Here is a 25,134-nt window from a genome sequence, read left to right as displayed (position 1 = left end):
TAATGACTGTATCAACTCAACCAGAATATTTAACTTGTCTTGAAGCACCAGAAAGCGTCCAATTATGTTTAAGGGGAGTATCCAAGGTATTCTCTACCAAAACAGGACTATTTGGCACCAAGAAAAAAACCTTTGTCGCCCTAGAAAATATCAATCTCGATATTGAATATAATACTTTTGTTAGTATTATTGGCCCTTCGGGTTGTGGTAAGTCAACCCTTTTGAGTATTATCGCGGGTTTGACTTCTGCCACCACAGGCTCGGTAATGATGAACAAAGAACCCATCGAGGGGCCAGGACCTGACCGTGGTATGGTATTCCAAAATTATGCCCTCATGCCGTGGATGACGGTGGAAGAAAATATCCGCTTTGCTCTGGAGACGGTTTACCCGAAGATGTCTGCGATTAATTTGAAGAGAATTGTTAAGGAGCATTTGCAGTTGGTAAGCCTTGAGGGGGCAGCGAAAAAACATCCCCATGAGCTATCGGGAGGTATGAGGCAAAGGGTAGGGATTGCTAGAGCTTTGGCGATTAATCCTGAGATTTTGTTGATGGATGAACCTTTTGGGGCATTAGATGCTCTTACCCGTGGTTTTTTGCAGGAAGAAATCGAGAGAATTTGGGAAGAACATCGTAAAACGGTAGTAATGATTACTCACAGTATTGATGAGGCTTTGTTACTATCGGACAAAATTATCATGATGACTAAGGGGCCCGCTGCGGGTATTGCTCAGGTGTTGGATGTGCCTTTTCCCCGTCCCCGTAATCGTTTTGAGGTGGAAGATCATCCTGCCTACCATGATTTGAAGGTGGCTATGGAGGAACATTTATACAGAGAAACCCGTGCTGTGGAGGAAGCAAGGGCGGTGGGTTAGTCTTGTTATCACCCCCTCCCCCTCTCCCAGAAAGTGAGGGGTGTAAACGAAAATCATTTGAACAAATATATAAAGATAATCATGTCAACGGAATCGAAACCCCCTTTTCCTCCTTTTACCCTAGAAACAGCGAAGCAAAAGGTCAAGATGGCTGAGGATGCTTGGAATACGAGGGATCCTGAAAAGGTTGTTTTGGCTTACACTGTTGATTCTCAATGGCGTAATCGTGATGAGTTTGTGTCTGGTAGGGAGGAGATTAAGGCTTTTTTGTACCGTAAATGGGCGAAGGAGTTGGATTATCGTTTACGCAAGGAGTTATGGGCTTTTACGGGCGATCGCATTGGGGTGCGGTTTGAGTATGAATGGCATGATCAATCTAACCAGTGGTATCGTGCCTATGGTAATGAGATGTGGGAATTTGCGGAAAATGGCTTAATGCAATATCGATTTGCTAGTATCAATGATCTTGTTATTGGTGAATCGGATCGTAAGTTCCTTTGGGAAAGGGGTTAGATTTCCCTCCTCACCGCAAATATTAGGGGTTAGATCCCCCCCAGCCCCCCTTAATAAGGGGGGAGTACGAATAAAACAATTTATTTACAAATCAACAAATAAGGAGAAAATAAAATGACTGCACCTATTACTGAAAAATTATTGGCGGCTAAAAAGGCAAAAGGCGTTAGTTTTACTGAGTTAGAAAAACTTTTGGGACGAGATGAGGTTTGGATTGCGTCGGTGATTTATCGTCAGGCGAGCGCCGATGAGGCTGAGGCTAAAAAGTTGGTGGAGGCTTTGGGTTTACCTGTGGAGTTGGCGGAGGAGTTGACTGTTCCCCCTCTCAAGGGTTCTTTAGATCCTGTGATTCCTTCTGATCCTCTGATTTATCGTTTTTATGAAATCATGCAGGTGTATGGGATGCCTATGAAGGAGGTAATCCATGAAAAATTTGGGGATGGTATCATGAGTGCGATCGATTTTACTCTTGATGTGGAAAAAGTTGAAGATCCTAAGGGCGATCGCGTCCAGGTGGTTATGTGTGGTAAGTTCTTACCTTACAAGAAATGGTAACCCAAGTTTAAGTAATTTGTAGAATAATATAGAGGGGTGGTTTTCCATCTCTCTTTTTTTATCCCTATTCCTTCTCTATGAATCTTGTTCCTTTATCCTCTCTAAATTACCAGCAAAGGGCGATCGTTGATCATATCGTTACAGGAAATCACGGTAAATTGCTCGTAAATAGACTTCAAGCCATGGGTTTGGTGGCGGGTACGTCCGTTAAAATATTACGCAAATTTTGGTTTAAAGGGCCATTACAGGTACAAGTGGGAATCACTACAGTTATCGCTATTCGTAGAATAGAAGCAGATTTAATCATGGTTAAAATAACATGATGCCCCCTGCCCCCTTTAATAAGGGTGGTTACTCAACTCCAACATTTAAACCCTTGATAAAAAAACACCTATGCAAACCTGTCACTCCGCCATAAAAACTGTTTCTGGTAATGCCCAAAAAAGAATTATCCTCATCGGACAACCCAACACTGGTAAATCCACTTTTTTTAATCGTCTTACGGGGATGAATGCCTATGTGGGCAACTGGCCAGGTATTACCGTTGATTTGTTACAAGCAGAGATAGATATTCAAGGGCAAACGGTGGAAATTGTCGATTTACCTGGTATCTATGACTTAGAGGGTTTCTCTGAAGATGAATCCATTGTGCAAAGGTTTTTAACGGATTTTCCCATTGATTTAGTATTGTTGATTATTAACGCTTCCCAGATAGATCGACAATTAAACCTTATTTTGCAACTCAAAGCCCTTGGTTTGCCCTGTATGGTGGTGTTAAACATGGCAGACGAAGCAAAGCGTTATGGTATTGAAATTGATCAGGAAAAACTGGCTAAAAAGTTAGAACTTTCTGTTTTTTTAATCAGTGCGAAATATAACAAAGGAATTAACCAAGTTTTAGACGAGATAAATAATACAATCCTAGATAAACAAGAATCTTTTCAATTAGAAAATATTAGTGATTTTTTCAAAAATAATCCTATCAATAGTCAAGAAAAAATAGATATTTTCCAAGAAGCAGTAAGAATGCCCTCGGAGGAAGTTAAAACCTTTACCGAAACCCTAGACAATATTTTACTCCACCCTATTTTTGGCATTCCTATCTTTTTTGCCTCTATGTTGGGGGTATTTTTCCTGATTTGGTATGTAGGTTTACCATCCCAAGATGTCATCGACATGGCTACTACTTGGATGAGTGAACAAATTATCGAGCCTATTATCTTCCCATTCCCCGATATTATCCAAAGTTTTCTTCTCAATGGAGTGTGGTTAGGGGTGGCAACGGTAGCTTCTTTTGTACCTTTAATCGTGATTTTCTTTTTTGTGATGGCGGCGGTGGAGGATAGTGGTTATTTATCTCGCTCGGCTTATTTGATGGACGCTTTCATGGCAAAAATGGGGCTTGATGGTAGGGCGTTTGTGATGCAAATGATGGGATTTGGGTGTAATGTACCTGCTTTGATGGGTACGAGAATTATTCGCTCTCGCCCTATGCGGATGTTATCCATGTTAATTATTCCTTTTGCTTTATGTTCGGCAAGGTTAGCAGTTTTTGTCTTTATAATTGGGGCAATTTTTCCAATCAATTTAGGTCCTTTTGTCTTATTTTTTCTTTATATTCTTAGTTTTGTTGCTAGTTTTTTGGTGGCTTTTATCTTTAGTAAAACGGAACAATTTAAAAGTAAAGAACCTTTTGTCATTGAGTTACCTCCCTACAGATTACCCACTGCAAAACAAGTTTTATTGAGAGGATGGGGAGAGGTAAAAGAGTTTTTACGCCGTGCGACAAATTTTATTATCATCGGTTGTGTGGCGGTGTGGTTTTTAACTTATTTCCCTGAAAATGCAACGGGTTTGGATACTTGGGGCGGACAGTTGGGGGTATTTTTAGCACCAATAATGGAACCCATCGGCATCAATCCTTTTTTGACTTTGTCTTTGATTTTTGGGTTTATTGCTAAGGAGATTGTGGTGGGTTCTTTTGCTACTATCTACGGTATGGGTACATCGGCGTTAACTGCTCAGTTTGCTCTAACTATTGCCCCTAGTAGCGCCATTAGTTTTTGTGTTTTTTGTTTACTTTATACTCCTTGTTTAACTACCGTCGCCACGGTAAAGGCTGAGTCGAAGTCATGGGGGTTTACTATATTTTCCCTTATTTTTTCTCTTGCTTATGCTTGGGGGATGGCATTTATTTTTTATCGGGGGGCTTTATTTTTAGGGTTTGACTAAATCTCTAATAGTGTCCAATACTCAACACCTACTCCCACTAAAATGCTTTTTCATCAAAGTCTGTTGATTGTTACATAGCTATGTGTAAAAAATATATACACTGAAGTTATTTATGCAGAAAAGTAATAAAGTAAGTATTAACACTGGACTTATATGCAGAAAATACATAGAAAATAGCTTATTTGTTTTTGACGAAAGATGAGTGTTTAAACGCAGGCTATTGATTGGTAAAATAGATAACATAGAAGTACAAACAAAAAAATAACTCTAGTGACTGACAAGCGATGCCCTACAAACACACTTAACAAGTCATTGGACGGAGATAAAATTATGAGTATTAAGAGCTTTAGCCGTTTAGGTTTGATTTCTAGCTTGGTATTTGGTGTAAGTGCGATCGCCCCTGCTGCTGTTTTTGCCGCAGATGAAATAAGTCCTAGTGATAGCTTAGGGGTAACTGGAACAGCAAACCAAAAAGTAGTGCTTACAATTAGTGGAGGGGGACTAGAAAACTTTGATTTTGACTTTGGTGCGAAAGTACAGCATCTAAAAATTGCAGATGTGAACTACACCAATAATGTGGATGGCGCATGGTCAATTACAGCAGCAAGTACTAATAATGGATCGTTGCTAGGAGTAACAAATACTACTGTGAGCATTCCTTATCAAGTAAGACTTGGAGTAGGTGCATACCAAACACCCAACTCAACCACACCGACAACCCTAGATAGTGGTACTGTTGATGGTGTTCCTATTGATAATGTAATTACACCTCTAGAAATTGAACTTGATGCCAATGCGGACATAAAAGTAATTGCACAGAATTACACGGACACTATAACTTTAAAACTTGTAACCCCTGTAACTCCTTAAAAGTTCAAAATCGAAAATTATAATTACATAATTTAATCTCTAGGTAGAAAGTGAAATCAACAAAATCCTTTCTGCCTCACAAGACAAAAAGGGAGGCAAATAAATGCTAAAAATAAAAAATAAATGGGCTATTTTATTAGCCTTTATGGTTAGTGCAAATCTAGTCAATATTCCCCGCACTTGGGCTGGATCTAACTTTCAACTAACCCCCTCATCTGTAGAGTTACGCCCTTCTGGTAGGGGTATTATGAGAAATTTTTATGTTACCAGCACTGGCACTGAGCCTGTGGCGGTACAGGTAAAGATGATGAAATGGGGTGTTGCCCTTGATGGTACCGAGACTCAGGAGGAAGAGGAAGAAGATTTCTTGGTTTATCCCCCTCAAATGATTATCAACCCCGGACAACGGCAAGCAGTGAGGGTGACATGGTTAGGAGATCCTGAACCTGACCACGAATTGATTTATAAGGCGGTTTTTGAGCAGTTACCTATCAATTTACGGCAGGTAGAAAACTCTAATCCTACAGGTATTGTGGTCAATTTAAATGTTACTGTTACCTATATCCCCCTAATTTATGTGACTCCTGATGGAGCTAGTGCGAATATTGTGGTGGATAGCATTACCCGTCAAACAGGGGCGGATGGTAAAGAGCAATTGGCAGTTACTTTTGAAAATCAGGGCAACAGACGAGGGTTATTTAATAATTTAAGTCTGGCTATTTCTTCACCAACTAATCCTGAAAATAGTATCACCGTTGCAGGTACTGAAATTAAAGATGATAAAGGGGCTTTTGTGTTGGCTGGCAGTAAACGTCAATTCATTTTGCCTTTGCCTGATGGTTTACCTGTTGGGGAGTTGGTGGCTACTTTGGAAGCTAATTAATCATGGTTTTTTGAGGCTGTCATGGGCTTGGGAAAATACCTTGATATGATAGGAGGCTCGTTATGAGTTTATTAATCAAGTGGGGATTTGTGTTGGTTTTTAGTGTATTTAGTTGCGTTGAGGTTGGAGCGACTAATGTTGAGAAGAACTTAGTGTCATCTTCGCCACGAAGAATTGAGCTTAAACCTAATGCCACCGAAGGTTATGCGCAAACTATGCGTGAACCTCCCGTGGTAGAAGCAAACACTCATACCACGATTATAATTTTGCCTCCCTTTGAGACTTTTCGGGAGATGGATATATTTTTAGATCCTCTCTCGATTTTTTTCTTCAATGATAGGGTTGATACAGTATTTTTTGATAGAAGATGATCTCCCCTAGTCCCCCTTTATTAAGGGGGAATTTTGTTGTTTGGAGAGTTTGGTATGGTTTTTCATTGTAGGGTTTGATCCCCCCTAGCCCCTCTTAATAAGGAGGGAATGTGACTTGTGGTGTTGGTAGATAATTCTAGTTCTTGGATTCTTTCTAGGGCTTCTAGGTAGCTGTCTTTATCGTTTTGGTTTAGATATGCTCTGGCGGCTTGAAAGAGGTCTTTTTGGGCGGAGTCTAGGTTGCCCATTTGATAATGGGTTAGTCCTCGATTGTAGATAGCGTCGTAGTAATGGGGATTGAGGATGAGGGTTTGGTTGTAATCGGCGATCGCCTTTTGATATTCACCGATATAAAAGTAACTATTGGCACGATTATAATAAGCACGGAAATAATTAGGATCAAGATTGATGGCTCGGTTAAAGTCATCGATCGCCCGTTGGTGGTCATCTTGAAGACTGAAAAGGTTGCCTCGGTTGAGATAGGCAGGAATATAGTCAGGATCTAATTGTAAAGTTTGGTTGTAATCTGCGATCGCCCTTTGAAATTGATTGAGACGCTCAAAGGATAAACCACGATTATAATAAGGCTCTGGCACAAAAGGAGAAAGAATGATAACTTGGGAAAAAACCTCGATGGCAGATTGATAGTTTCCCGATTCTCCTAGATTAACTCCCTGCTCAAATAAAACCTCTGGGACCATATCAACTTCTCCCCGAACGGGCTTAACAGAAGTTAACATCATTAAGGCGAAAATCGATAACGACCCTAGAGAAAAAGTAATATACTTAAACAGTAATTTCATGACCAAACCATCCCCGACAGAATAGCTCGATTTTAGCTTGAAAATAGGTCTTTGAAAATTGATGTTTGTAAACCCCCAACCCCATTACATTGCCACTACTCCCGTAGATATTTTTTTAGTTCAAGAAACAGAAATTAATGGCGATCGCCCCAACGACCTCAACCAAAATACCGACGAGCTATTTGAGAGAATATTTAATAGACCTAGACCTACAGGACTACAAAGAATTATTGTACCACTATTCATCAACGATCAACCCCAAGGGGAAATAGTTGTTTTTGTCGCCCTAGGAGATGAAGATAATCTGGAAATAGTTGCTACCACCCTACTCAGCCGCATCAGAGAATATGTACGCCCCGATGTCCAAGAAGCCCTAGAACAATTGGTGGGCGATAGTGGTAACCTTACCATCAACGGCATCCAATCCACAGGCATTGATGGATTTTTTGATGGGCAACAGTTACAGCTAAGACTACAAATTCCGCCCAATTTACGTAGAACCATTGTTTACGGCTCAGGAAACCAAAATTTGCCCCCAGGGGCAGAAAATGCCATCAGACCAGCTTCTCTAAGCGGTTTTGTGAATCTCAGGGGCAGACAATCCTACCTTTGGAGTGGTAGTGGTAACCTCGGACGAGAAGCCTTTGGCTTGGGCATAGATGGAGCAATCAATTATCGAGGCTGGGTACTAGAAGGCAGTGGCACCTATAGCGAAGGGGCAACCCCCTCTTTTATCAGATCTGATATTCGCCTAGTAAGGGATGACCCCAACAACGGTATCCGTTACGTCATGGGAGATTTATTCAGCTTCACAAGGGGTTATCAAAGTTTTGTCCCCATGGGAGGCATCGCCATGGTACGTAATTTTTCTTTGCAACCATACCTTGTCACCGTACCCACAGGACAATTTGAATTTTTCCTCGATCGCCCCTCCACGGTGGAAATATTTGTTAACGGCTTATTGCGACAAACCCTACAACTCCCCGCAGGAACCCAAGATATTCGTAATTTCGCCCTCAATACAGGACACAATAATATTACCCTGCAAATTACTGATGATGTGGGACAGGTGCGTAACCTTTCTTTTTCTGCCCCCCTCGCCTCTGACTTACTGGCTGTGGGTTTAAGTCAATTTGGGGTGGGAGTGGGTGTACCATCTTTTAGTGAAGAAGGTACCCGAAATTATGATATGTCTCGCCCCATTGCCACGGGCTTTTATCGCCAAGGTATTGCCCCTAACCTTACCCTAGGAGCTTATTTTCAGGGGGCGAATGTACAACAATTATTCGGCTCGGAGGGGGTTTTGGCAACCAATTTGGGAAATTTTGGCTGGGATATGGCACTGAGTAACAATCCTGTGGGGGTTGACCATAGCTTTCGTCTCAGGTATCAATATTTACCCCTCACCACGGCAGGGCGTAGGGCTCCTAATTTTGGTTTTAATGTGGAATATCAAGGGCCTTTTTTTCAGCGGTTTGGTAACTTGAGCATTGGTAACCCTGACAATGTTTTTAGTGATTCTGTTAATATGGTGGCGTGGAATTTAGGTGTTAATTATGGACAAAGATTAACCGATAATTTAGGTGTTAATTTCAATGTCGGTTATCAAATCGGAAGTTTAGACAATCCTGATGGTTATCGAGGGGCGATCGCCCTTAATACCAGATTAAGTAGTAATATGTCTTTAAACGTTAGCCTTAGCCATCGTCGTCAACAGTCGGGAGAAGATGATACTCAGTTGAGAATAAACCTATTACAAAGCGGTAGAAACCAGTCTATCAGTGCTAGAAATACCCTAACCACCGAAGGAGAAGGCACCACGGAAGTAAGGTGGAATCGCCGTAATCCCAATACTTTTAACAGTATCAATAGTAATCTCACCCTCAATCTTAATCCCCAGCCCCGCAGTTTTGGCTCTCGTTTGGGCTTGGATTATCGTACCTTTTTTGGTAGTCTCAATTTTGCCCATGATTATAATCAAAGCCAACAAAGAAGTAATCTTAACTTTGATACTGCTTTTGTTTTTGCAGGGGGGCGCGTTGGTTGGACTCGTCCTGTGACTGATAGTTTTGTTATCATTGCCCGTAATGATAATTTTTCTAATCAATCTATTGTGGTTAACCCTAGCACAAGGGGACACATTGCCGAGGCGGGAATTTTTGGGCCGGCGGTGGTGCCAACTTTAAGTTCCTATTCTCTGAGCAATATTCGCATTGATGCCCTTGATTTACCCCTCGGTTTTGATTTGGGCGAATCAGCTTTTACCCTTTACCCTACCTACAGAAGTGGTAGCGTTATTGTGGTGGGTACTGATGCTACTGTGTTTGTCAGGGGTACTTTACAAGATGGGGAAGGAAATCCCATTGCCCTTCAAGCAGGGGAAGTGATTTCCCTTTCTAATCCTGATTTTGAACCTTTAACCTTATTTACCAATCAGGTGGGGCGTTTTGCCCTCATGGGTTTAACTCCAGGAAGTTATCGCCTCAATTTATTTACCAATCCTCGTTTAAGTACGGAGTTTACAATTCCAGCAAATGAAACAGGGGTTTTTGATTTGGGAATAATACGATTTGGAAGTTAATTAAAAATATACTAATAGTAGATCTTTGATAACGTACTAATTATGGTGGGGAACAGTTCATAATTGTGGATCAATAAACTAATCATCTCTATTTCAAGCTAACGAATAGGTATATTATCTTAAGAAGAATTTGGTGTAATTAATAATTCATTGGATATGTTGTTTTGTTTGGATTAAGTCCATAGAAATTTTACAGATTATGTATCAACAATATTTTTTGTAAAACCACTTTTAATTCTTCCAGTTGAATGGGTTTATTAATGCCGTCATCAAAACCTAGAGAAATAAACTCTTCTTTTTTGTTTTCAATCAAGTGGTTAATAGCAATTATATAGTGAGCTTTATTGTAGTTTTTTCTTAAAATTTTAGTGGCTTGAATACCATCCATAATAGGCATTTTTATATCTATAAAAATAATATCATATTTTTTTTGTTTTACTTGTTCTAAAAGTGCTGCACCATCGGCTACAAATTCCCCTTCATATCCTAGTTGTTTTAGATGATAAAGCATTATTTTCTGATTAATACGATTATCTTCTGCTATCAAAATGTTTAATGGGGATAATTCTTTGAAAATATGGGAAGATGTTGATTTATTTTCTTCACTAGATATAGGGCATAGTTGTAGAGTAAAGTAAATAATTGAGGTTGGGGATGATGGGGATGGCAAACTCCATTGTGCCGGGGGATTTCCTTTTATTTTACCGTCATTTTCTATCCAGATAGTACCTCCCATGGCGTTAATTAGTTTTTGGGCAATAAATAGCTCTAATTCTCTATTATTTTCTGGAAATTCTGTGGTGGTTTCAAATGTATTAAAAATATCATAAGTATCTATTATCTTATCATTTTCAGTGCGATCGCATAGCGCCGTTTCACCATCGCATAGCGCCACTTCACCATCATATTGTATCGCTTCCCCATCTTCTCTCACTTCATTTTGATCATGTATAGTGCTTTTAATAGTAAAAAGTAAAAGTGTTTTGCTATTATCTAAACCTTTATTTTTATTTAATAAATTTGCTTCCTTTACATAAATGAAAACAGAACTATTTTGATTATAAAAAGAGCTTCCTAAAATATTAAATAATACTTGACGAATACGAGAAGCATCTCCGATAAAATTGGGTAATTCTTTCTGAATAGAATAGGAAATATTAACCTCCTTTTCTTGATTCTGTTTCGAGAATAAAATATTAATAGATTCAAGAATGTCTTTGATACTCAATTTCTTCTCTTGTAACTCAAAATCCCCAATTTCAATGGAAGAAAAATTAAAAATATCATTAACAGCTTTTAATAGCGTTGAGATTGTCTGCTGAATTATTTCAGTATATTCCCTTTGTTGATCATTTAATTGAGTGTTAGCTAAACTTTCTATTATCTTTACTAAAGCATTAATAGGGTTAAGAAAATCATTGCTCAGACTTGCAAAAAACAGGCTTTTCCGTTTAGTTAAATTTTCAGCTTTTTCTTTCGCTTTAACTAAAGACAACTGTTTTTGAAGTAACCTATTATATTCTGTTAATATTTTCTCCTTTGCTTCACTTTGTAAATCTTTCTGACGATTTAATTCTTCTAATAATTTATTTTTTGCGGATAAATCTTTATTTAATTTTATTAATTCTTGCTTACGATAATTATTTTCGCTTAAAACTGCTCCTAAAAGCAAGGTTGTCATAGAAATACAAGCAATAAAAGACTGTAATAAAAGTAGAGAATCCCTCGTCGATTCCATAGCAAAAGAAGTAGTTTGTGCGATGGTGGCTAACATTAAATTAATGGTAATAACTAACACAATTAAACTTGCACCCAATTCTTCAAACTTAAATACTACCCATACCACCAAGGGAATATATAAAAACTGTGTATCGTAAGAAGTGTTAATAATCGATTGATTAATAATAAAAACTAAAAATACAGTAACAAGTGTATTTAACCATTGTTTCTTAATACACTTTATAAAATTAAAAACTTGTTTTTGCCATGCCACAATTAAAGGGGTAAAAATCAAAATCCCAAAACTATCACTTAACCACCATGTAACCGCAATTTCTATAAATAAATTCCATGGCGCCCTGCCAAATCCACACACTAAACAAGCGCAAATAATTGCGATGGGTAAATGACTAATAAAACAACCAAAAAGGATAAATTGAGCGGTATTTTTAACACTATGAAGAAAATAGCGATTATCAGATTGAGGAAAAATATTGTTATTTTGGGATTCACTACATAGACTGGCTAGTATTTTGCCCAGTGATGTCACTACGGTGATTAGCATAACAAGGGTAAAACTACCGAAATTTTCCCATCCTTGAAAGATAATGATTTGAGTTATTAATATTCCAAGAAAAACGCCTAACCAGAGAGAGTATCCCCAAATAAAGATTAACCCAACGGCAATTCCCCCTGGTATCCAGATGGGGGTTGAGCCTGTGTTAGGGTACGTGGTAAAAGAAATAGATATTAGGGCTGTAATAAAATAACTAATCGCCACGACAACTTGTTTCCACCATGGCACATGAAGGGGGTTAAAGTCATATTTTTTGATGGTGGAGTAAAAAAAATTCATGGTAGATAGGAGAGGGGGAAAAGGCGAGGATATTTTTGGCTTTTAATTATAATTATGGTTTAGTTTAGATTCTGTGATCAACCCCTAATCAGGTTAAGATGTTATTTATGGGGAAGTAGTCATTAATCATCATAAGGTGAAGGGTTTATAAAATAAGAATCAGGTGGTAAAAATGGAAAATGTTTTTTTTAATCGATTATTCATTTTTAATTATTTATTAATTTTTTAGAGTTTTTTGGTTAATGTAGTATTTCTGTAGGTTAAAGGTTTTATTGATAATTTTGTTAGGGATTTTAGATTTTATATGATTAAATAATTATGGCTGAATATGAAGAGGTTTTTGTCAGCAAAGAGTTTATTAGTTTATGTCAATCTCAGCTGATTTTGTTGGCTCAAAATTTAGCGGTACAAGAAAGTGCTATTTATTTGACGGAAAGGGTTAAAGGTGATGAGCCAAAGTTGATTCCTGTCATAGTTTATCCTTTTTCTAGCGGAGATAATAATGGTAATTTATTATTATTACCTGAGTCGGAAGAGGGGGCAGATTTTGAATTTAATTTGATGGAGGAAAGGGATACTAATTTAAATAAAATTATTAATTATATTCCTGAGTCTGCTTCTCCTTATCAGTTACTTTTACCTTTGATACATAATGATTGTATGGTAGGTTTACTAGCTACTAATCGGAGTACAAAACCTTGGCGTAAACAGGAGGTTTTGCAAGTACAAGAAGTGGCACATACAATTACTTTTGCAAGACTTTTGGATCAAAAACAACAAATTTCTGAACAACAATTAAAGCGTTATCAACAGCTACAGAAGTTACAAAATGATCATCTTGATGATTTTTTCCATCAATTACGTAATCCTTTGACGGCTATTCGTACTTTTGGCAAGTTATTGATTAAACGTCTGAAGGGGGATGATCAAAATTATACCATAGCCCAAGGCATTGTGCGAGAGGGCGATCGCCTTCGGGACCTTATCCAAGATTTTAGCGAAGATTGGAAAGTTGTTAGTAATACTTCTAACCTTAGCTTAGAACAAGGTCAATCAACTAGCTTCTTTTTAACTGAGAATATTCAAAAGTTAGAAAAAGTAGATTTAAAACAATTAATTAAACCTCTAATTATGGGAATTGATTCCATCGCCCAAGATAAAAATATTACTTTTATGAGTGATATTGATGATGATTTACCCCTCATTTCTAGTAACCCCAAAGCCCTAACCGAAGTATTGAATAATTTATTAGATAATGCTGTTAAATATACCCCCGAAGGCGGTAAAATTTGCCTAGAAATAGTCAAACAAAAATCTACTCCCGAAGGAGAAAAAATAGTCGTAGAAATTAGCGATACTGGCTATGGTATCCCCCCAGAAGACCAAAAACATATATTTGAACGTCATTATCGAGGAGTACAGGAAGAAGGTGATATTGATGGCACAGGTTTAGGATTAGCCATTGTCAAAGAATTATGCGATAAAATGTCCGTTGACATAGAAATTTTTAGTCCTTCTTTTTGGATAAAAAATCAACAACTAAATGGCACTACTTTTTCCTTATTTATTCCTATCGCATCATGATTTTGTCCACTAAAAAATCGCTCAAATAATTTTATCTGACTCCTAAATATTTATGAGTTTGTAAACTTAAACGCCATGAAGGATTGTCTTTTATATAATTAAAAATTAACTCCTGAGTATGGGGGCTATTCCATTCTGGTTGTAAATATTTAATAGTATGGGAAGAAACCTTTTCTCCTTCAGATAAAGCCCACATAAAATCTTTTTCTTCGGCGACTACTACTTTTAATTCACTAGCGTTATTATAAATAGTTTCATGGGGTATTTTGTAAGGTTTAGGGGAAAATGTTACCCAATCAAAAACTCCCGAAAAAGGGTGAGCTCCTGATGTTTCTAAGTGAATATTTTTACCTGTTTTTTTTAACTCTATGGTCAAAGGGTTTAAGTCATGTAATAAAGGTTCTCCACCAGTAATAATAATAGTATTAGTGTTAATTTGTTCAACTTCTCTAACTATTTTTTCTACTGTATATAAGGGATATTTTTTCATTGACCAAGTTTCTTTTTGATCACACCAAGGGCAAAACACATCGCAACCAGCTAAGCGAATAAAAAAGGCGTTAACTCCCGCAAAAAAGCCTTCTCCTTGGACAGAATGGAAGGTTTCGACAATGGGATATTCGTATAATAAATTATTATTTAATGTTTTTTTAACTTCTTTTTTGTTAACAGTATTAATCATTATTTTTTATTAAATATATTTATTGTAATCTATAAAAAACTCAATTATTTATGATAATGTAACTTTTGATAAGTAGGCATAATTAAATCCATTTAGGCAAGGGGTTTAAACCCCTTGTTCATAAAGAGTCTTAATAAAATAAGAGCTATAATTAATTTCGTCAACCTACTTATGTTTTTAATAATAACTATTAAAGTCTTTGTTAAATAGTAAAAACTAATTAATTAGGTAATTTATTTTTAATGGACTCTAAACTAACAATTAGTTGTCTTATTTTTTCTAAATCTTTTTTACCTGGACTAATTTCAACTTTACTAGAAAGATCTATTCCATCACATTGAAGAGTATTAAAAGCTGTGATAACATTATCAGGGCTAACTCCCCCCGCCACTAGCCAAGGGCGAGAGGGCCTATAATCTCGTAATTCTTGCCAGTTAAAAGTTTTTCCCGTGCCGCCATGGATTCCCTTTTGATAGGTGTCTATTAATAGGGTATCAACTACGGGGATGTACTCCTCCGCTTCCTGTTGAGATTGAGGATTTTTGTATCTAATGGCTTTGATTATTTCAATATCTGGTAATTTTTCTCGTAATTGCTGACAGAAAGCAGTATCTTCTTCTCCATGGAGTTGTACCCCTGTTAGTTTTGCGTCCTCAACTATTTTAATTATTTCTGAAAGAGGGGCATTGACAAATACGCCGATGGTGCTAACTTGAGGAGGAAGTTTTTCAACGATCGCCCTTATACTAGAAGGAGAGATATAACGGGGAGATTCTTGGACACATATAAAACCAATGGTATCAACTCCCATAGATGCGATCGCCCTTGCCTCCTCAACATTAGTTAAACCACAGATTTTTATGCGCATGATTCTGGTGAATAATATAAATAGTAAAAGTTAATAAAAAAAGATTAATTAAAGTTAAGTAAATCAGCAAAAAACTATTGGAAAGAGTAAAATAACCAAAATAGTTAACATAACAAATTTATCATAAAAATGAATTTAATTGCCTTTTCTAATTTAATAGCCCAAGTACCTCAAACCGTAGAATGGAATTATCAAGTAGCTTTGATAATGATTTCTGCTAATCTCGTGGCAATTTTTATCGGACGTTTCGCCATCCAAAAAGCAGGGGCAGGACCTGATTTACCCTTAGCCAAACCAGCAATTTGGAAAAATTTTGGAGTACCCGAATTACTAGCCACCGCTAGTTTAGGACATATACTAGGAGCAGGATTTATTCTCGGCTTATCCAACGCAGGATTGCTATAGTTAGCCATTCTTAAGGTTAAGTGTTAGGCAAAATTCAGACAAAAGACCATTTTTCAGCTAAAATAAACTTGTTAAAATAGTTGTTATTGACTTATAACTATACAAAATATCTATCCAGATGGAATGTTGGTGATTACCTTAACTCTTTTGCACCCCCTCAAATCTACCCCTGTCCAAAAATGGAATTTTGAACCCCATAAGGTGATAAGAATCGGCAGGGCGAATGATAATGATGTCGTACTATACAGTGCCGTGGTTTCCCGTCACCATCTGGAAATTCGTCCTCGTAATGATGACTGGGCTTTAGTTAGCCTAGGCTCTAATGGAACATTTGTAAATGGAAGAAAAATTAATAAAGTTTTAGTAAAAGACGGAATGATTATCCGTTTAGCTAGTTCAGGGCCTAAAATATTAATTCAGTTAGGTTCTGATGATGATGATTCTAGTGCTAGTCATGGCAAAAATGTTTCTGCCAAACCCATCAGTAGCAAAGACATTTCCAAGGAAACAGTTATTAATTAAGGCTTTGGTATTAGGAGTTAGACTTTAGGTAGAAATAGTCCTATGGTAAAGGTTTCATTAAATACATAATCACTAACTTATTTATCCATGGCTTTTTGAGTTATCTCATCTAAATCTTTCTGTGAGGGCATCAAATCCTCCCCAGATACTCCCAACCATAATAAATATTCTACATTTCCCGCTGGTCCTTGGATAGGAGAAGCTATTAAACCCTTATACTTCCATCCTATATTTATAGCACAATTAAGGATAGAGGCGATCGCCTCTGATTGCAAACGATAATCCCTCACCACCCCTTTTTTCCCAACCTTGCCCTTACCCACCTCAAACTGAGGCTTCACCAACAAAACCACCTCCTTCGGATTAACCAACAACTCCCAAAGAGTCGGCAAAACCTTAGTCAAAGAAATAAAAGATAAATCCATCACCCCCAAATTAGGAGGCTCACCATCTTGGTACAAATCATCATAGGTTAGATAGCGAAAATTTGTCCTCTCCCTCAACACCAAACGCTCATCCTGCCTTATTTTCCAAGCCACCTGCCCATAACCTACATCAATGCCATAAACCTTTTTCGCCCCCCTTTGAAACAGACAATCCGTAAAACCCCCCGTAGAAATACCCCCATCAAGACAAATTCTATCGTCCACATCAATGGCAAAATATTCCAAAGCCTTAACCAACTTTTCTCCACCCCTCGACACAAAAGGAGGCTCAGATTTTACCTCAATGGGGCTATCAATACTTATCAAAGTGCCAGGCTTATCAACGATTTGCCCCTTAACCCTAACCTTTCCTGCCCGAATCAACTTTTGTGCCAAAGCACGGGAATTACACAATCCCTGACTGGTTAACAACGTATCTAATCTTTCTTTCGACAATGGTTTTCTTTATCTCTACAAGGTATCAGAATTATTTTAAACCATGGGGCAACCAGATCAAATTCATCCCTCAAATTAAACAATATTAATCCCAAAGAGAATCTAAATCAAAATCACTATTAACACTTATATTCGTATCATATTGAATAAAAGTTTCCTTACTTTGATGAATCGTTTTTCTTTCAAATCCATCATAGACAAAGTGTCGCAAGAAAAAATCTAAAGTTTCCTGTTTCACATAACCTTTTAAAACAGCAATGTAGCCAAACTTTATCTCTGAGTTTGTCTGTTCGTCCAAAATTTCCTGCACTTGCCCATCATCCAACAAACCCGCCGCCTTAAAATAATTACCAATACGAATTTTTTGGGGGTTGTTGATTAAATCGGGTAAATCCTTAACAAAAAAATCGATGGTTTGTTGCTTCAACCATCCCCTGAGAGCTAAAATTTCTCCAAATTTACTCTCAATGTAGGACACCTGATCTATAAGAGCAACCTCAATTTGATATTTTGAAATTAACCCCGCCTCTTCCAATTTTTCGCCGATGGGTTTCGACAACCATCTTTTTCTTCGTTTCTCTAAAGTCTGCACCATGGCAATATTACCTTACTAGAGATTTTAATATGCAATACTATTTTAACTAAAATATTTCTCACTTAGTTTAGTAACTTTTAATAGAAAATAAAGAATTGAAAATAAAAAAGGAAGAACGTATAGAAACACATCCTTCCCCTATTAAATATCAGACTGGGAAATTAATACTAATACAAATAAAAAACTTAGATATTTAAGTAGGTTGGCGAAATTAATTATAGTTCTTATTTTATTAAGACTCTTATGAACAAGGGGTTTAAACCCCTTGCCTAAATCGATTTAATTATGCCTACTTACTTATCTACTTCCACTTATTAGCTACTAACTCAGCTAAATCCACAACCCTTTGAGAATAACCCCATTCATTATCATACCAAGCAACAACTTTTACCATATCTCCAGCCATTACCATGGTTAAACTAGCATCTACAATAGAAGATACATCGCTACCACGGTAATCACAGGACACTAAAGGCAATTCGTTGTAACCCAAAATTCCTTTTAAAGAGCCTTCAGAGGCTTCTTTAACAACATCATTTACTTGCTCTGCAATGGTGCTTTTTTCTACTTGTACCACTAAATCAACAATGGAAACGTTAGGGGTAGGAACTCTAAGGGCGATACCATTCAATTTACCTTTAAGATCAGGTAATACAAGGGCTACAGCTTTAGCTGCTCCTGTGCTGGTGGGTACGATATTGATGGCCGCCGCACGAGCGCGTCTTAAGTCTCTATGACTAGCATCTAGTAAACGCTGATCCCCAGTGTAACTGTGGGTGGTGGTCATGGTACCTTTGATGATACCAAAGTTTTCGTGTAATACTTTAGCAACAGGAGCTAAACAGTTGGTGGTACAACTGGCGTTACTAACGATATTATATTTATCATGGTCATAATCTTCGTGGTTAACACCCATTACGAAAGTACCAATGTTTCCACCTTTACCAGGAGCGGTGATTAATACTTTTTTAGCTCCCGCTTGGATGTGCTTTGATGCACCTTCTTCGGTGACAAATACCCCAGTAGATTCAACTACAAGGTCAACACCCCAGTCAGCCCAAGGTAAATTTAAAGGATTACGATCTGAAACACATTTAATAGTTTTGCCGTTAACAATTAGGGAATTTTCATCGGCTTGAATGTCTGCATCTAATCTTCCTAACATGGAGTCATATTTTAGAAGATGCGCGTTAGTATGGGGATCGGAAGTATCGTTGATACCGACTAATTCTAAATCGCTGTTTTCTCTGGTTAATAGACAACGTAAGAAGTTACGTCCGATTCTTCCAAAACCATTAATAGCTACTCTAACCACTGTTTTTATTTCCTCTGGTATTTTAATTAAGTACAATAAATTTTTGTAATGACCCTAATCATATCGTAAAGACTGTATTGTTCAAACCCCTTTTTTGATTTTTTTTCTGTAGCGTAGCGTAATACATCTGGGTTAATAAAAAGGGCATAGCCCCGAAAAAATGGGAGGCTATACCCTAAAGATGTTAATCTTTTTTTTTATAAATACTATCCCATAGGATGGAATAAAAGGTCTGGAAAAAAGCGGTTAAATTCAATTAATAGACCAGCAGTAAATACCAACAATGCGGTAATTAAAACGGGTGCTGTAGATAAAAAAGTAGGTAAACCTTTCATCAAAAAAATCTCCCAAAAAAATAATTAAAAATCAATGAATATTAGCGAGGTGAAACAGAAATTTCAGAATCTTTAGCGGTTAATGCTCCAGATTTTAGTTCCCCTAATGCTTGAAGAGGCCAGCTAAAGCCTAATAACATTTTGTTGATTGCTAGGGGTACATCGATGATAATTTCTTTCATTTCGGCATCTTTTTCTCCTCTAACGGCGATAAGATAGGCACGACCTACCCAACCAATCCAACCTGCTATATAGAGAAAGAGTAAGCCAGGGATGATAAAGTCACCAGCATGGTCTAATCTGCCATCTACCACTAAGCGAGGATAGCCTTCGGGGCCACAGAGGGCTTCGGCGTATCTTGCTGCACGTTTTTGACCAGATTGGGGGTCATTGGTGGTATTACGGAAGTTTTTGGCTTTTGCTTGATAAGCGGCAGATTCACTACAGGGAGTAAGGTGAGATAAATCTGCATGAGCGGGAGCGCTGAAGTTGCCCCATACGGTTAGTGAAAGTGTAAATGCTAATACGAGACTGAATATTTTACCCATAAAATTGTTTCCTTTTGTTACGAAACAACAAATTATTGTTACAAAAAATGAAGCTAAAAAATTTACTTCAAATGCGATCTTACAGCGATTGGGGAAATGCAGTACAGTAATAACAGGAAAGTTTATTATTCTTAACAAATTAATTTAATTATGGGAACTATTCTGGCCATTGAAAGTAGTTGTGATGATACCGGTGTGGCAGTGGTGCGCGATCGCACTGTACTAAGTAATGTGGTGGCATCTCAGATAAAATTACACGAAACCTATGGGGGAGTAGTACCAGAATTGGCATCTCGGCAACATATGGAAATGGTCAATCCTTGCATTACCAAAGCTTTGGAGGATTCGGGTTTAGGGTGGGATGGTATAGATGCGATCGCCTCTACGGTAACCCCTGGGTTAGTGGGTTCGTTGATGGTGGGGGTAATGGCAGGAAAAACTCTCGCTATGGTACATAACAAACCCTTTTTGGGGGTTCATCACCTCGAAGGTCATGTTTTTGCCTCTTACCTTGCTCAACCCCATTTAAAACCCCCTTTCCTCTGTCTATTAGTTTCAGGGGGACATACTAGCCTTATCCATGTCAAAGGTTGCGGTAACTATGAAAATATCGGCTCAACCCGTGACGATGCGGCGGGGGAGGCTTTTGATAAGGTGGCAAGGCTGTTAAATTTGGGCTACCCTGGGGGGCCTGTCATTGATAAACTAGCAAGAGAAGGAAATTCCCACGCCTTCAAGTTGCCAGAAGGGCGAGTTTCTTTACCTAATAACCAAGGTTTTCACCCCTACGATTCGAGTTTTAGTGGGCTAAAAACGGCGGTTTTGCGTTTAGTCACCAAGTTGAAGGAGGACATGGGGGAAGAAAATTTGCCCATCGCTGATTTGTGTGCGAGTTTTCAGGTTACCGTTGCCAAGGCTTTGACGAAAAGGGCGGTGAGGGCTTGTTTAGATTTGGGCTTGGATACCATTGCCGTGGGGGGTGGAGTGGCTGCCAATAGTGGGTTAAGGGATTGTCTGCAATCGGCTTGTCAAGAAAATAATTTGACGGTATATTTCCCACCCCTCAAGTATTGCACCGATAATGCGGCGATGATTGGTTGTGCAGCGGCGGAACATTTTAACAATCAAGGGCGATCGCCCCTTAACATTGAAGTATCATCAAGGATGAGCATTGAAAGAGTCGGTGAGTTGTATTTACAATCATAAGTTAAGATAATTCATCATTCAAAATTTAAATCTCGTAAGCTATAATTTTACAAACCATTATCTGCTTACAAATGCCCAATTCAATTACTAACAATCGTCAAGAATTAGATATTAATTTACCCCTAGTATTATTATTTTCTAGTCTCTTGACCATTGCTATATATACGTTACTATTACCTTTTAGGGATACCTATTTGGGAATATTGTTAATAGATAGGGGCATAACTCAATATTTAGTAGTATTTCTCTCCTGTTTTGTTATTACTAGCAGTCTCGATAAGTTTTTTAAAATTAGAGCAGAATTAAAAAGCCTTAGAAAATTAGACATTCCCATTCATATTCCCCTCGAAAATCATCAGTCAGTAAAAGTTAGGCAAATGTGCGAATACTTTTCAGAATCAGGGAATGTGGTTGATAATAGATTGTCCAGAGTCTTAAGTGCTTATATTCATTCAGGTAGTAGAAAAGCATCGGGTGAATTAGCCCTTGACGATTCCTCCTTCTATCTCAGTGCTTCGGAATCATCCTACACCTTTCCTCGTATTTTGGTTTGGGCTATACCTCTACTCGGTTTTGTGGGTACAGTATTGGGTATTAGTCAGGCGGTAAATGGCTTTTCTGGTTTCCTCGATAGTGCCTCAGAAGTTGACCAAATTCGGGAAGGTATCGGCACGGTAACGGGTGGTTTGGCGGTGGCTTTTGATACTACTTTACTGGCTTTATTGTTGAGTGTGGTGGTAATGATTCCCCTTGTTTTAATTGAAAGAATGGAATCACAGTTGCTGTTACAGATAGATATATTTATCAATGACAGACTTTTGCCCCGATTCTCCGAGAAGGAATTACCCTCTTCTTCCTTTGATAACGATAGTATCAACAAAACTATCCACCAAGCCATTAAAGAATCGTTGCCTACCTCCGAGGAATTGATTCAACCAGCGGAAGTATATGCAAGGGAAGCGGCTCAAAATTTACTTAAAGAATTTCTCCATCAGTTTAACCAAATTCAAACCCAAGAATCGGAATTGGTAGAGGGCATAAAAGAGGTTAATCGTATTATTCTCACTGACAGGGAAAAAATTATCCAATCCTATCAAGAACAACATAGTTTTAATGCTAATTTAGTTAATGATATAAAGGGTATGGTTGAACTAATAAAAGAACAAAATCAGCTTAGTCAAGATACCTTAGATAATCAAGTAAGTGCGATCGCCCTTAGACTAGAAAATATAGGTTCAATCTTAGACGAAAAAATTGGCTCTCTCCAACAATCTAGCGAACAAATTGCCAAATTATCAACCTTAGAAGATAGTTTTACAGGTATAGTAAAAGCCCTAGAAAATGCTAGTAAAATGGAAGATTCTTTAGCCATGATAAAAGAACAAATTACCCTCCTACAACCCGTCATAAAAGACTTAAGTAAGCCAAGAATAGTTCGCCTCATAGAACAAATTGACGAATAAATATTATACAATTAACTATGCGTAGAAGATCCCGTGCTAACAAAATAGAAATGGAGTTGTTTCCCTTTCTATCCGTCCTTGCTTGTACCATTGGAACATTAATTTTATTGATAATTGTTATTAGCACCGAAAGCATAGAAAGTAGTTCTGAGGTAACCATCATTGGACAAACGGAAGAAGGACAAAACAGTGCAAAGACTCCCCGCTACATAGAATGTAGAGAAGATGGTATTATTCTTCATCCTAGTGAAGAATTTGTCCCTAGAAATCGATTAAGTCGTAGTAATTCTCCCCTACTAACTCTCATTGAAGAGGTAGAAAATAACCGTAATAATGAATATGTTATCGTGATTTTAAGACCTACTGGACTAGAAACATTTTATGAAGTTAGAGACTTAATAGAAGCTCGAAATATTGACATAGGTTACGAACCCATTGACGAAGGTTTAACCCTAAAATTTGCAGAATAAATTAACCTAAATAAATATTATGCCTAGACAACGTACTATTAGGAAAAAAAATCATCCTGGTCAAAATTTAGACTCCTTTTTAGACGTATTAACGAATACCGTAGGAGTCCTCATGTTTATTGGTTTATTTGTTAGCTTATTAACCGTAGAAGCCGATAGAATAATTAAAACTCCTTTAAGGGCAGAAACTGATAAAAAAGGTGTTTTTTTTGAACTAAGAAACAACCAATTATTTTATATTAGTGATCCAGAAATTGAGACACAAATTGAGGATATATACTCTAGTTTACCTACTTGTAGTATTCCTGAGCCTCCTCGTAGTCGTAGTCAATTTGCTTATCAAACCTATCTCAATGAAATCAATATTTATAACAGCTGTACCAGCAATATTGCTCGTCGTGTTCAAAACTTTTCCGTAGATAATGGTCAATATAGAGTCAGTTTCACCGCTGATGCTTCGTTACGATATGAACCCATTTCCAACGCCCAAGGGGAAGAAAATCAGCAAATAGGGGCAGAAAATTCACAATTTGCCCAGATTCTACAAACCCTTAATCCCAATGAGCAATATGTGGCTTTTATAGTTCGCCCTGACAGTTTCTCTACTTTTCGGGCAGCTAGGGAAAAAGCCCTTAGTAATGGGTTTCAGGTAGGTTGGGAGCCTTTTGCCCAAAATAATATTCTCGTTTTTGGCTCTGGTGGTCGTTCTGTGGGAGTACAATAAGTAATTGATAATTGAGAATGGATAATTGATAATTATTTTAATTTAAGAATAAAAACCTTTTATAAATATTTATAGTGTCAATGGTAGGCAGTAATAAATTTTATAAATCGGATTTAGTATTATGTTATTTTTATGTTGAAAAACACGTTTTTATATACTTTTTATTGAGTGAGAAATAATCAATCTAAATTAATTTTAAATTTTTCGATGCTGATCGAAAAACCAACGGGAATTAGTAATTATATTAATCACATTTTTCCTTATTTAAAAGATTTTAATTATATTAGTCTAGCAAACAACAATTTAATTAATAGTGCTGAATATAATTATAATATTTCTGATAAATTTAGTCCAGACTATGGAAGTAAAGGACATTTTTTAAGGTTATTATGGACTCAGTTTAAATTGCCTAAAATATATGGAAAATTAGACGGAAATTTATTATTTTCCCCTGTGCCTGAGTTGCCCTTATTTAAGCCAAAACTTTCTAAGGTGGTAATGGTACATGATTTAATTCCCCTCAGATTTCCTCAAAAAAAATCGGCTCTAAGTGCTTATTTTCGTTATTATGTACCCCAAGTATGTGAACAAGCTACTCATATTATTTGTAATTCGGAAAGTACAGCTAACGACATAATTAATTATTATGGTATTTCTGCGAAAAAAATTACTCCTATTTATTTAGGCTATAACTCTAATAAATTTAAAGTAATTGATGATGCAAAAGATATTAATAAAAAACCTTATTTCATTTATCTAGGAAGACATGATCCTCATAAAAATTTAGTTAATATTCTTTCTGCTTTTGCTAAGTTTAAAAATAATAAAAATTATCAATTATGGTTAGTGGGAGGAGAAGATAAACGTTATACTCCTTTACTTAAACAATTAGCCCGTGATTTAGGAGTTTTTGAACGGGTAAAGTTTTTAAATTATCTTGATGACCAAGAATTGGTTAAAGTATTAAATCATGCAGAGGCTTTAGTTTTTCCTACTCTTTGGGAAGGGTTTGGTTTTCCTGTACTAGAGGCGATGGCTTGTGGTACTCCTGTGATTACTTCTAATGTTTCTTCTTTACCTGAAGTGGCTGGAGATGGGGCTTTATTAGTTAATCCTTATGATGTGGATGACATTGCAGAAGCGATGAATGAAATTGTTAAGGATAATGTGCGATCGCACTTAATAACTGAGGGATTAAAAAGGGTAAAAAAATTCAGTTGGGATAAAACAGGAAAAGAAACTTTAGAAATTATCAAACAGTTTTTATAGATTATTGAA

26 protein-coding genes are annotated in these 25,134 nt (G+C 37.3%); 17 read left to right on the top strand and 9 right to left on the bottom strand.

Features of this window, described 5'->3' with window-relative positions:
- Nucleotides 1-2: 2 nt before the first annotated feature.
- The 8 genes from A5482_RS05620 to A5482_RS05585 all read left to right on the top strand — a co-directional run bounded on the left by A5482_RS05620 (nucleotide 3) and on the right by A5482_RS05585 (nucleotide 6,299).
- A complete protein-coding gene (locus tag A5482_RS05620; RefSeq protein WP_069790769.1) occupies nucleotides 3-875 on the top strand; it encodes an ABC transporter ATP-binding protein in 873 nt (290 codons plus the stop codon).
- An 81-nt stretch (nucleotides 876-956) separates the two neighbouring features.
- Complete coding sequence (locus A5482_RS05615; protein WP_069790768.1) at nucleotides 957-1,388, top strand: nuclear transport factor 2 family protein; 432 nt, start codon at nucleotides 957-959, stop codon at nucleotides 1,386-1,388.
- A 114-nt stretch (nucleotides 1,389-1,502) separates the two neighbouring features.
- Nucleotides 1,503-1,943: a cyanase gene (gene cynS, locus A5482_RS05610; protein WP_069790767.1), complete on the top strand. Its 441-nt coding sequence runs from the start codon at nucleotides 1,503-1,505 to the stop codon at nucleotides 1,941-1,943.
- 77 nt (nucleotides 1,944-2,020) lie between these two features.
- A complete protein-coding gene (locus A5482_RS05605; RefSeq protein WP_069790766.1) occupies nucleotides 2,021-2,266 on the top strand; it encodes a FeoA family protein in 246 nt (81 codons plus the stop codon).
- A 70-nt stretch (nucleotides 2,267-2,336) separates the two neighbouring features.
- Nucleotides 2,337-4,175 carry a ferrous iron transport protein B gene (gene feoB / locus A5482_RS05600; RefSeq protein ID WP_069790765.1) on the top strand — a complete coding sequence of 613 codons (1,839 nt, stop codon included), beginning with the start codon at nucleotides 2,337-2,339 and terminating at the stop codon, nucleotides 4,173-4,175.
- A gap of 330 nt (nucleotides 4,176-4,505) precedes the next feature.
- Nucleotides 4,506-5,045 carry a hypothetical protein gene (locus A5482_RS05595; protein ID WP_069790764.1) on the top strand — a complete coding sequence of 180 codons (540 nt, stop codon included), beginning with the start codon at nucleotides 4,506-4,508 and terminating at the stop codon, nucleotides 5,043-5,045.
- Between the two features lie 103 nt (nucleotides 5,046-5,148).
- Entirely contained in the window at nucleotides 5,149-5,928 is a 780-nt protein-coding gene (locus A5482_RS05590; RefSeq protein WP_083260421.1) for a fimbrial biogenesis chaperone, read from the top strand.
- 62 nt (nucleotides 5,929-5,990) lie between these two features.
- Nucleotides 5,991-6,299, top strand: coding sequence for a hypothetical protein (locus A5482_RS05585; RefSeq protein WP_069790763.1), 309 nt, complete (start codon nucleotides 5,991-5,993; stop codon nucleotides 6,297-6,299).
- Between the two features lie 62 nt (nucleotides 6,300-6,361).
- Here the strand turns inward: A5482_RS05585 and A5482_RS05580 are convergent, their stop codons facing one another.
- Entirely contained in the window at nucleotides 6,362-7,042 is a 681-nt protein-coding gene (locus tag A5482_RS05580) for a tetratricopeptide repeat protein (protein WP_083260420.1), read from the bottom strand.
- 121 nt (nucleotides 7,043-7,163) lie between these two features.
- On the opposite strand from A5482_RS05580, the gene A5482_RS05575 reads away from it, so the two are divergent.
- A complete protein-coding gene (locus A5482_RS05575; RefSeq protein WP_069790761.1) occupies nucleotides 7,164-9,683 on the top strand; it encodes a fimbria/pilus outer membrane usher protein in 2,520 nt (839 codons plus the stop codon).
- Between the two features lie 190 nt (nucleotides 9,684-9,873).
- Here the strand turns inward: A5482_RS05575 and A5482_RS05570 are convergent, their stop codons facing one another.
- A complete protein-coding gene (locus tag A5482_RS05570) occupies nucleotides 9,874-12,258 on the bottom strand; it encodes an MASE1 domain-containing protein (protein ID WP_069790760.1) in 2,385 nt (794 codons plus the stop codon).
- 318 nt (nucleotides 12,259-12,576) lie between these two features.
- On the opposite strand from A5482_RS05570, the gene A5482_RS05565 reads away from it, so the two are divergent.
- Nucleotides 12,577-13,842 carry a sensor histidine kinase gene (locus tag A5482_RS05565; RefSeq protein ID WP_069790759.1) on the top strand — a complete coding sequence of 422 codons (1,266 nt, stop codon included), beginning with the start codon at nucleotides 12,577-12,579 and terminating at the stop codon, nucleotides 13,840-13,842.
- Between the two features lie 31 nt (nucleotides 13,843-13,873).
- On the opposite strand, the gene A5482_RS05560 is transcribed toward A5482_RS05565, so the two are convergent.
- Together A5482_RS05560 and A5482_RS05555 are read right to left on the bottom strand one after the other, a co-directional pair.
- Nucleotides 13,874-14,524: a 7-carboxy-7-deazaguanine synthase QueE gene (locus A5482_RS05560; protein ID WP_083260419.1), complete on the bottom strand. Its 651-nt coding sequence runs from the start codon at nucleotides 14,522-14,524 to the stop codon at nucleotides 13,874-13,876.
- Nucleotides 14,525-14,744: 220 nt separating this feature from the next.
- On the bottom strand, nucleotides 14,745-15,392 hold the full coding sequence (locus A5482_RS05555) for a phosphoribosylanthranilate isomerase (protein ID WP_069790758.1): 648 nt from the start codon (nucleotides 15,390-15,392) through the stop codon (nucleotides 14,745-14,747).
- 129 nt (nucleotides 15,393-15,521) lie between these two features.
- Here A5482_RS05555 and psaK point away from each other — a divergent pair, with 129 nt between their 5' ends.
- Entirely contained in the window at nucleotides 15,522-15,797 is a 276-nt protein-coding gene (gene psaK / locus A5482_RS05550; protein WP_069790757.1) for a photosystem I reaction center subunit PsaK, read from the top strand.
- A 123-nt stretch (nucleotides 15,798-15,920) separates the two neighbouring features.
- On the top strand, nucleotides 15,921-16,319 hold the full coding sequence (locus tag A5482_RS05545) for an FHA domain-containing protein (RefSeq protein WP_069790756.1): 399 nt from the start codon (nucleotides 15,921-15,923) through the stop codon (nucleotides 16,317-16,319).
- Between the two features lie 77 nt (nucleotides 16,320-16,396).
- Here A5482_RS05545 and A5482_RS05540 read toward each other — a convergent pair whose 3' ends face one another.
- From A5482_RS05540 to A5482_RS05520, 5 genes are all read right to left on the bottom strand, one after another.
- Nucleotides 16,397-17,200 (bottom strand): TlyA family RNA methyltransferase, encoded by an 804-nt coding sequence (locus A5482_RS05540; protein WP_069790755.1) that lies wholly within the window; start codon nucleotides 17,198-17,200, stop codon nucleotides 16,397-16,399.
- 85 nt (nucleotides 17,201-17,285) lie between these two features.
- Nucleotides 17,286-17,795: a hypothetical protein gene (locus A5482_RS05535; RefSeq protein WP_069790754.1), complete on the bottom strand. Its 510-nt coding sequence runs from the start codon at nucleotides 17,793-17,795 to the stop codon at nucleotides 17,286-17,288.
- 301 nt (nucleotides 17,796-18,096) lie between these two features.
- Entirely contained in the window at nucleotides 18,097-19,110 is a 1,014-nt protein-coding gene (locus A5482_RS05530) for a type I glyceraldehyde-3-phosphate dehydrogenase (RefSeq protein WP_069790753.1), read from the bottom strand.
- 206 nt (nucleotides 19,111-19,316) lie between these two features.
- Nucleotides 19,317-19,445, bottom strand: a complete 129-nt coding sequence (gene psaJ / locus A5482_RS05525) for a photosystem I reaction center subunit IX (protein WP_069790752.1) — start codon at nucleotides 19,443-19,445, stop codon at nucleotides 19,317-19,319.
- Between the two features lie 41 nt (nucleotides 19,446-19,486).
- Nucleotides 19,487-19,993: a Photosystem I reaction center subunit III gene (locus A5482_RS05520; protein WP_069790751.1), complete on the bottom strand. Its 507-nt coding sequence runs from the start codon at nucleotides 19,991-19,993 to the stop codon at nucleotides 19,487-19,489.
- A 150-nt stretch (nucleotides 19,994-20,143) separates the two neighbouring features.
- On the opposite strand from A5482_RS05520, the gene tsaD reads away from it, so the two are divergent.
- The 5 genes from tsaD to A5482_RS05495 all read left to right on the top strand — a co-directional run bounded on the left by tsaD (nucleotide 20,144) and on the right by A5482_RS05495 (nucleotide 25,125).
- The gene (tsaD, locus tag A5482_RS05515; RefSeq protein ID WP_069790750.1) at nucleotides 20,144-21,199 is read left to right on the top strand and encodes a tRNA (adenosine(37)-N6)-threonylcarbamoyltransferase complex transferase subunit TsaD; all 1,056 of its coding nucleotides are present in this window, start codon (nucleotides 20,144-20,146) and stop codon (nucleotides 21,197-21,199) included.
- A 71-nt stretch (nucleotides 21,200-21,270) separates the two neighbouring features.
- Entirely contained in the window at nucleotides 21,271-22,662 is a 1,392-nt protein-coding gene (locus A5482_RS05510; RefSeq protein ID WP_069790749.1) for a MotA/TolQ/ExbB proton channel family protein, read from the top strand.
- A gap of 17 nt (nucleotides 22,663-22,679) precedes the next feature.
- On the top strand, nucleotides 22,680-23,132 hold the full coding sequence (locus tag A5482_RS05505; RefSeq protein WP_069790748.1) for a hypothetical protein: 453 nt from the start codon (nucleotides 22,680-22,682) through the stop codon (nucleotides 23,130-23,132).
- Between the two features lie 19 nt (nucleotides 23,133-23,151).
- Nucleotides 23,152-23,856, top strand: a complete 705-nt coding sequence (locus A5482_RS05500; protein WP_069790747.1) for a hypothetical protein — start codon at nucleotides 23,152-23,154, stop codon at nucleotides 23,854-23,856.
- Nucleotides 23,857-24,063: 207 nt separating this feature from the next.
- Nucleotides 24,064-25,125 (top strand): glycosyltransferase family 4 protein, encoded by a 1,062-nt coding sequence (locus A5482_RS05495; protein ID WP_069790746.1) that lies wholly within the window; start codon nucleotides 24,064-24,066, stop codon nucleotides 25,123-25,125.
- Nucleotides 25,126-25,134 lie beyond the last annotated feature (9 nt).

The sequence above is a fragment of the Cyanobacterium sp. IPPAS B-1200 genome (assembly GCF_001747005.2).
Lineage (GTDB): Bacteria > Cyanobacteriota > Cyanobacteriia > Cyanobacteriales > Cyanobacteriaceae > Cyanobacterium.
The sequence above is the reverse complement of the archived record's forward strand: the minus strand, read 5'-3'. Positions and strand labels throughout refer to the sequence as shown.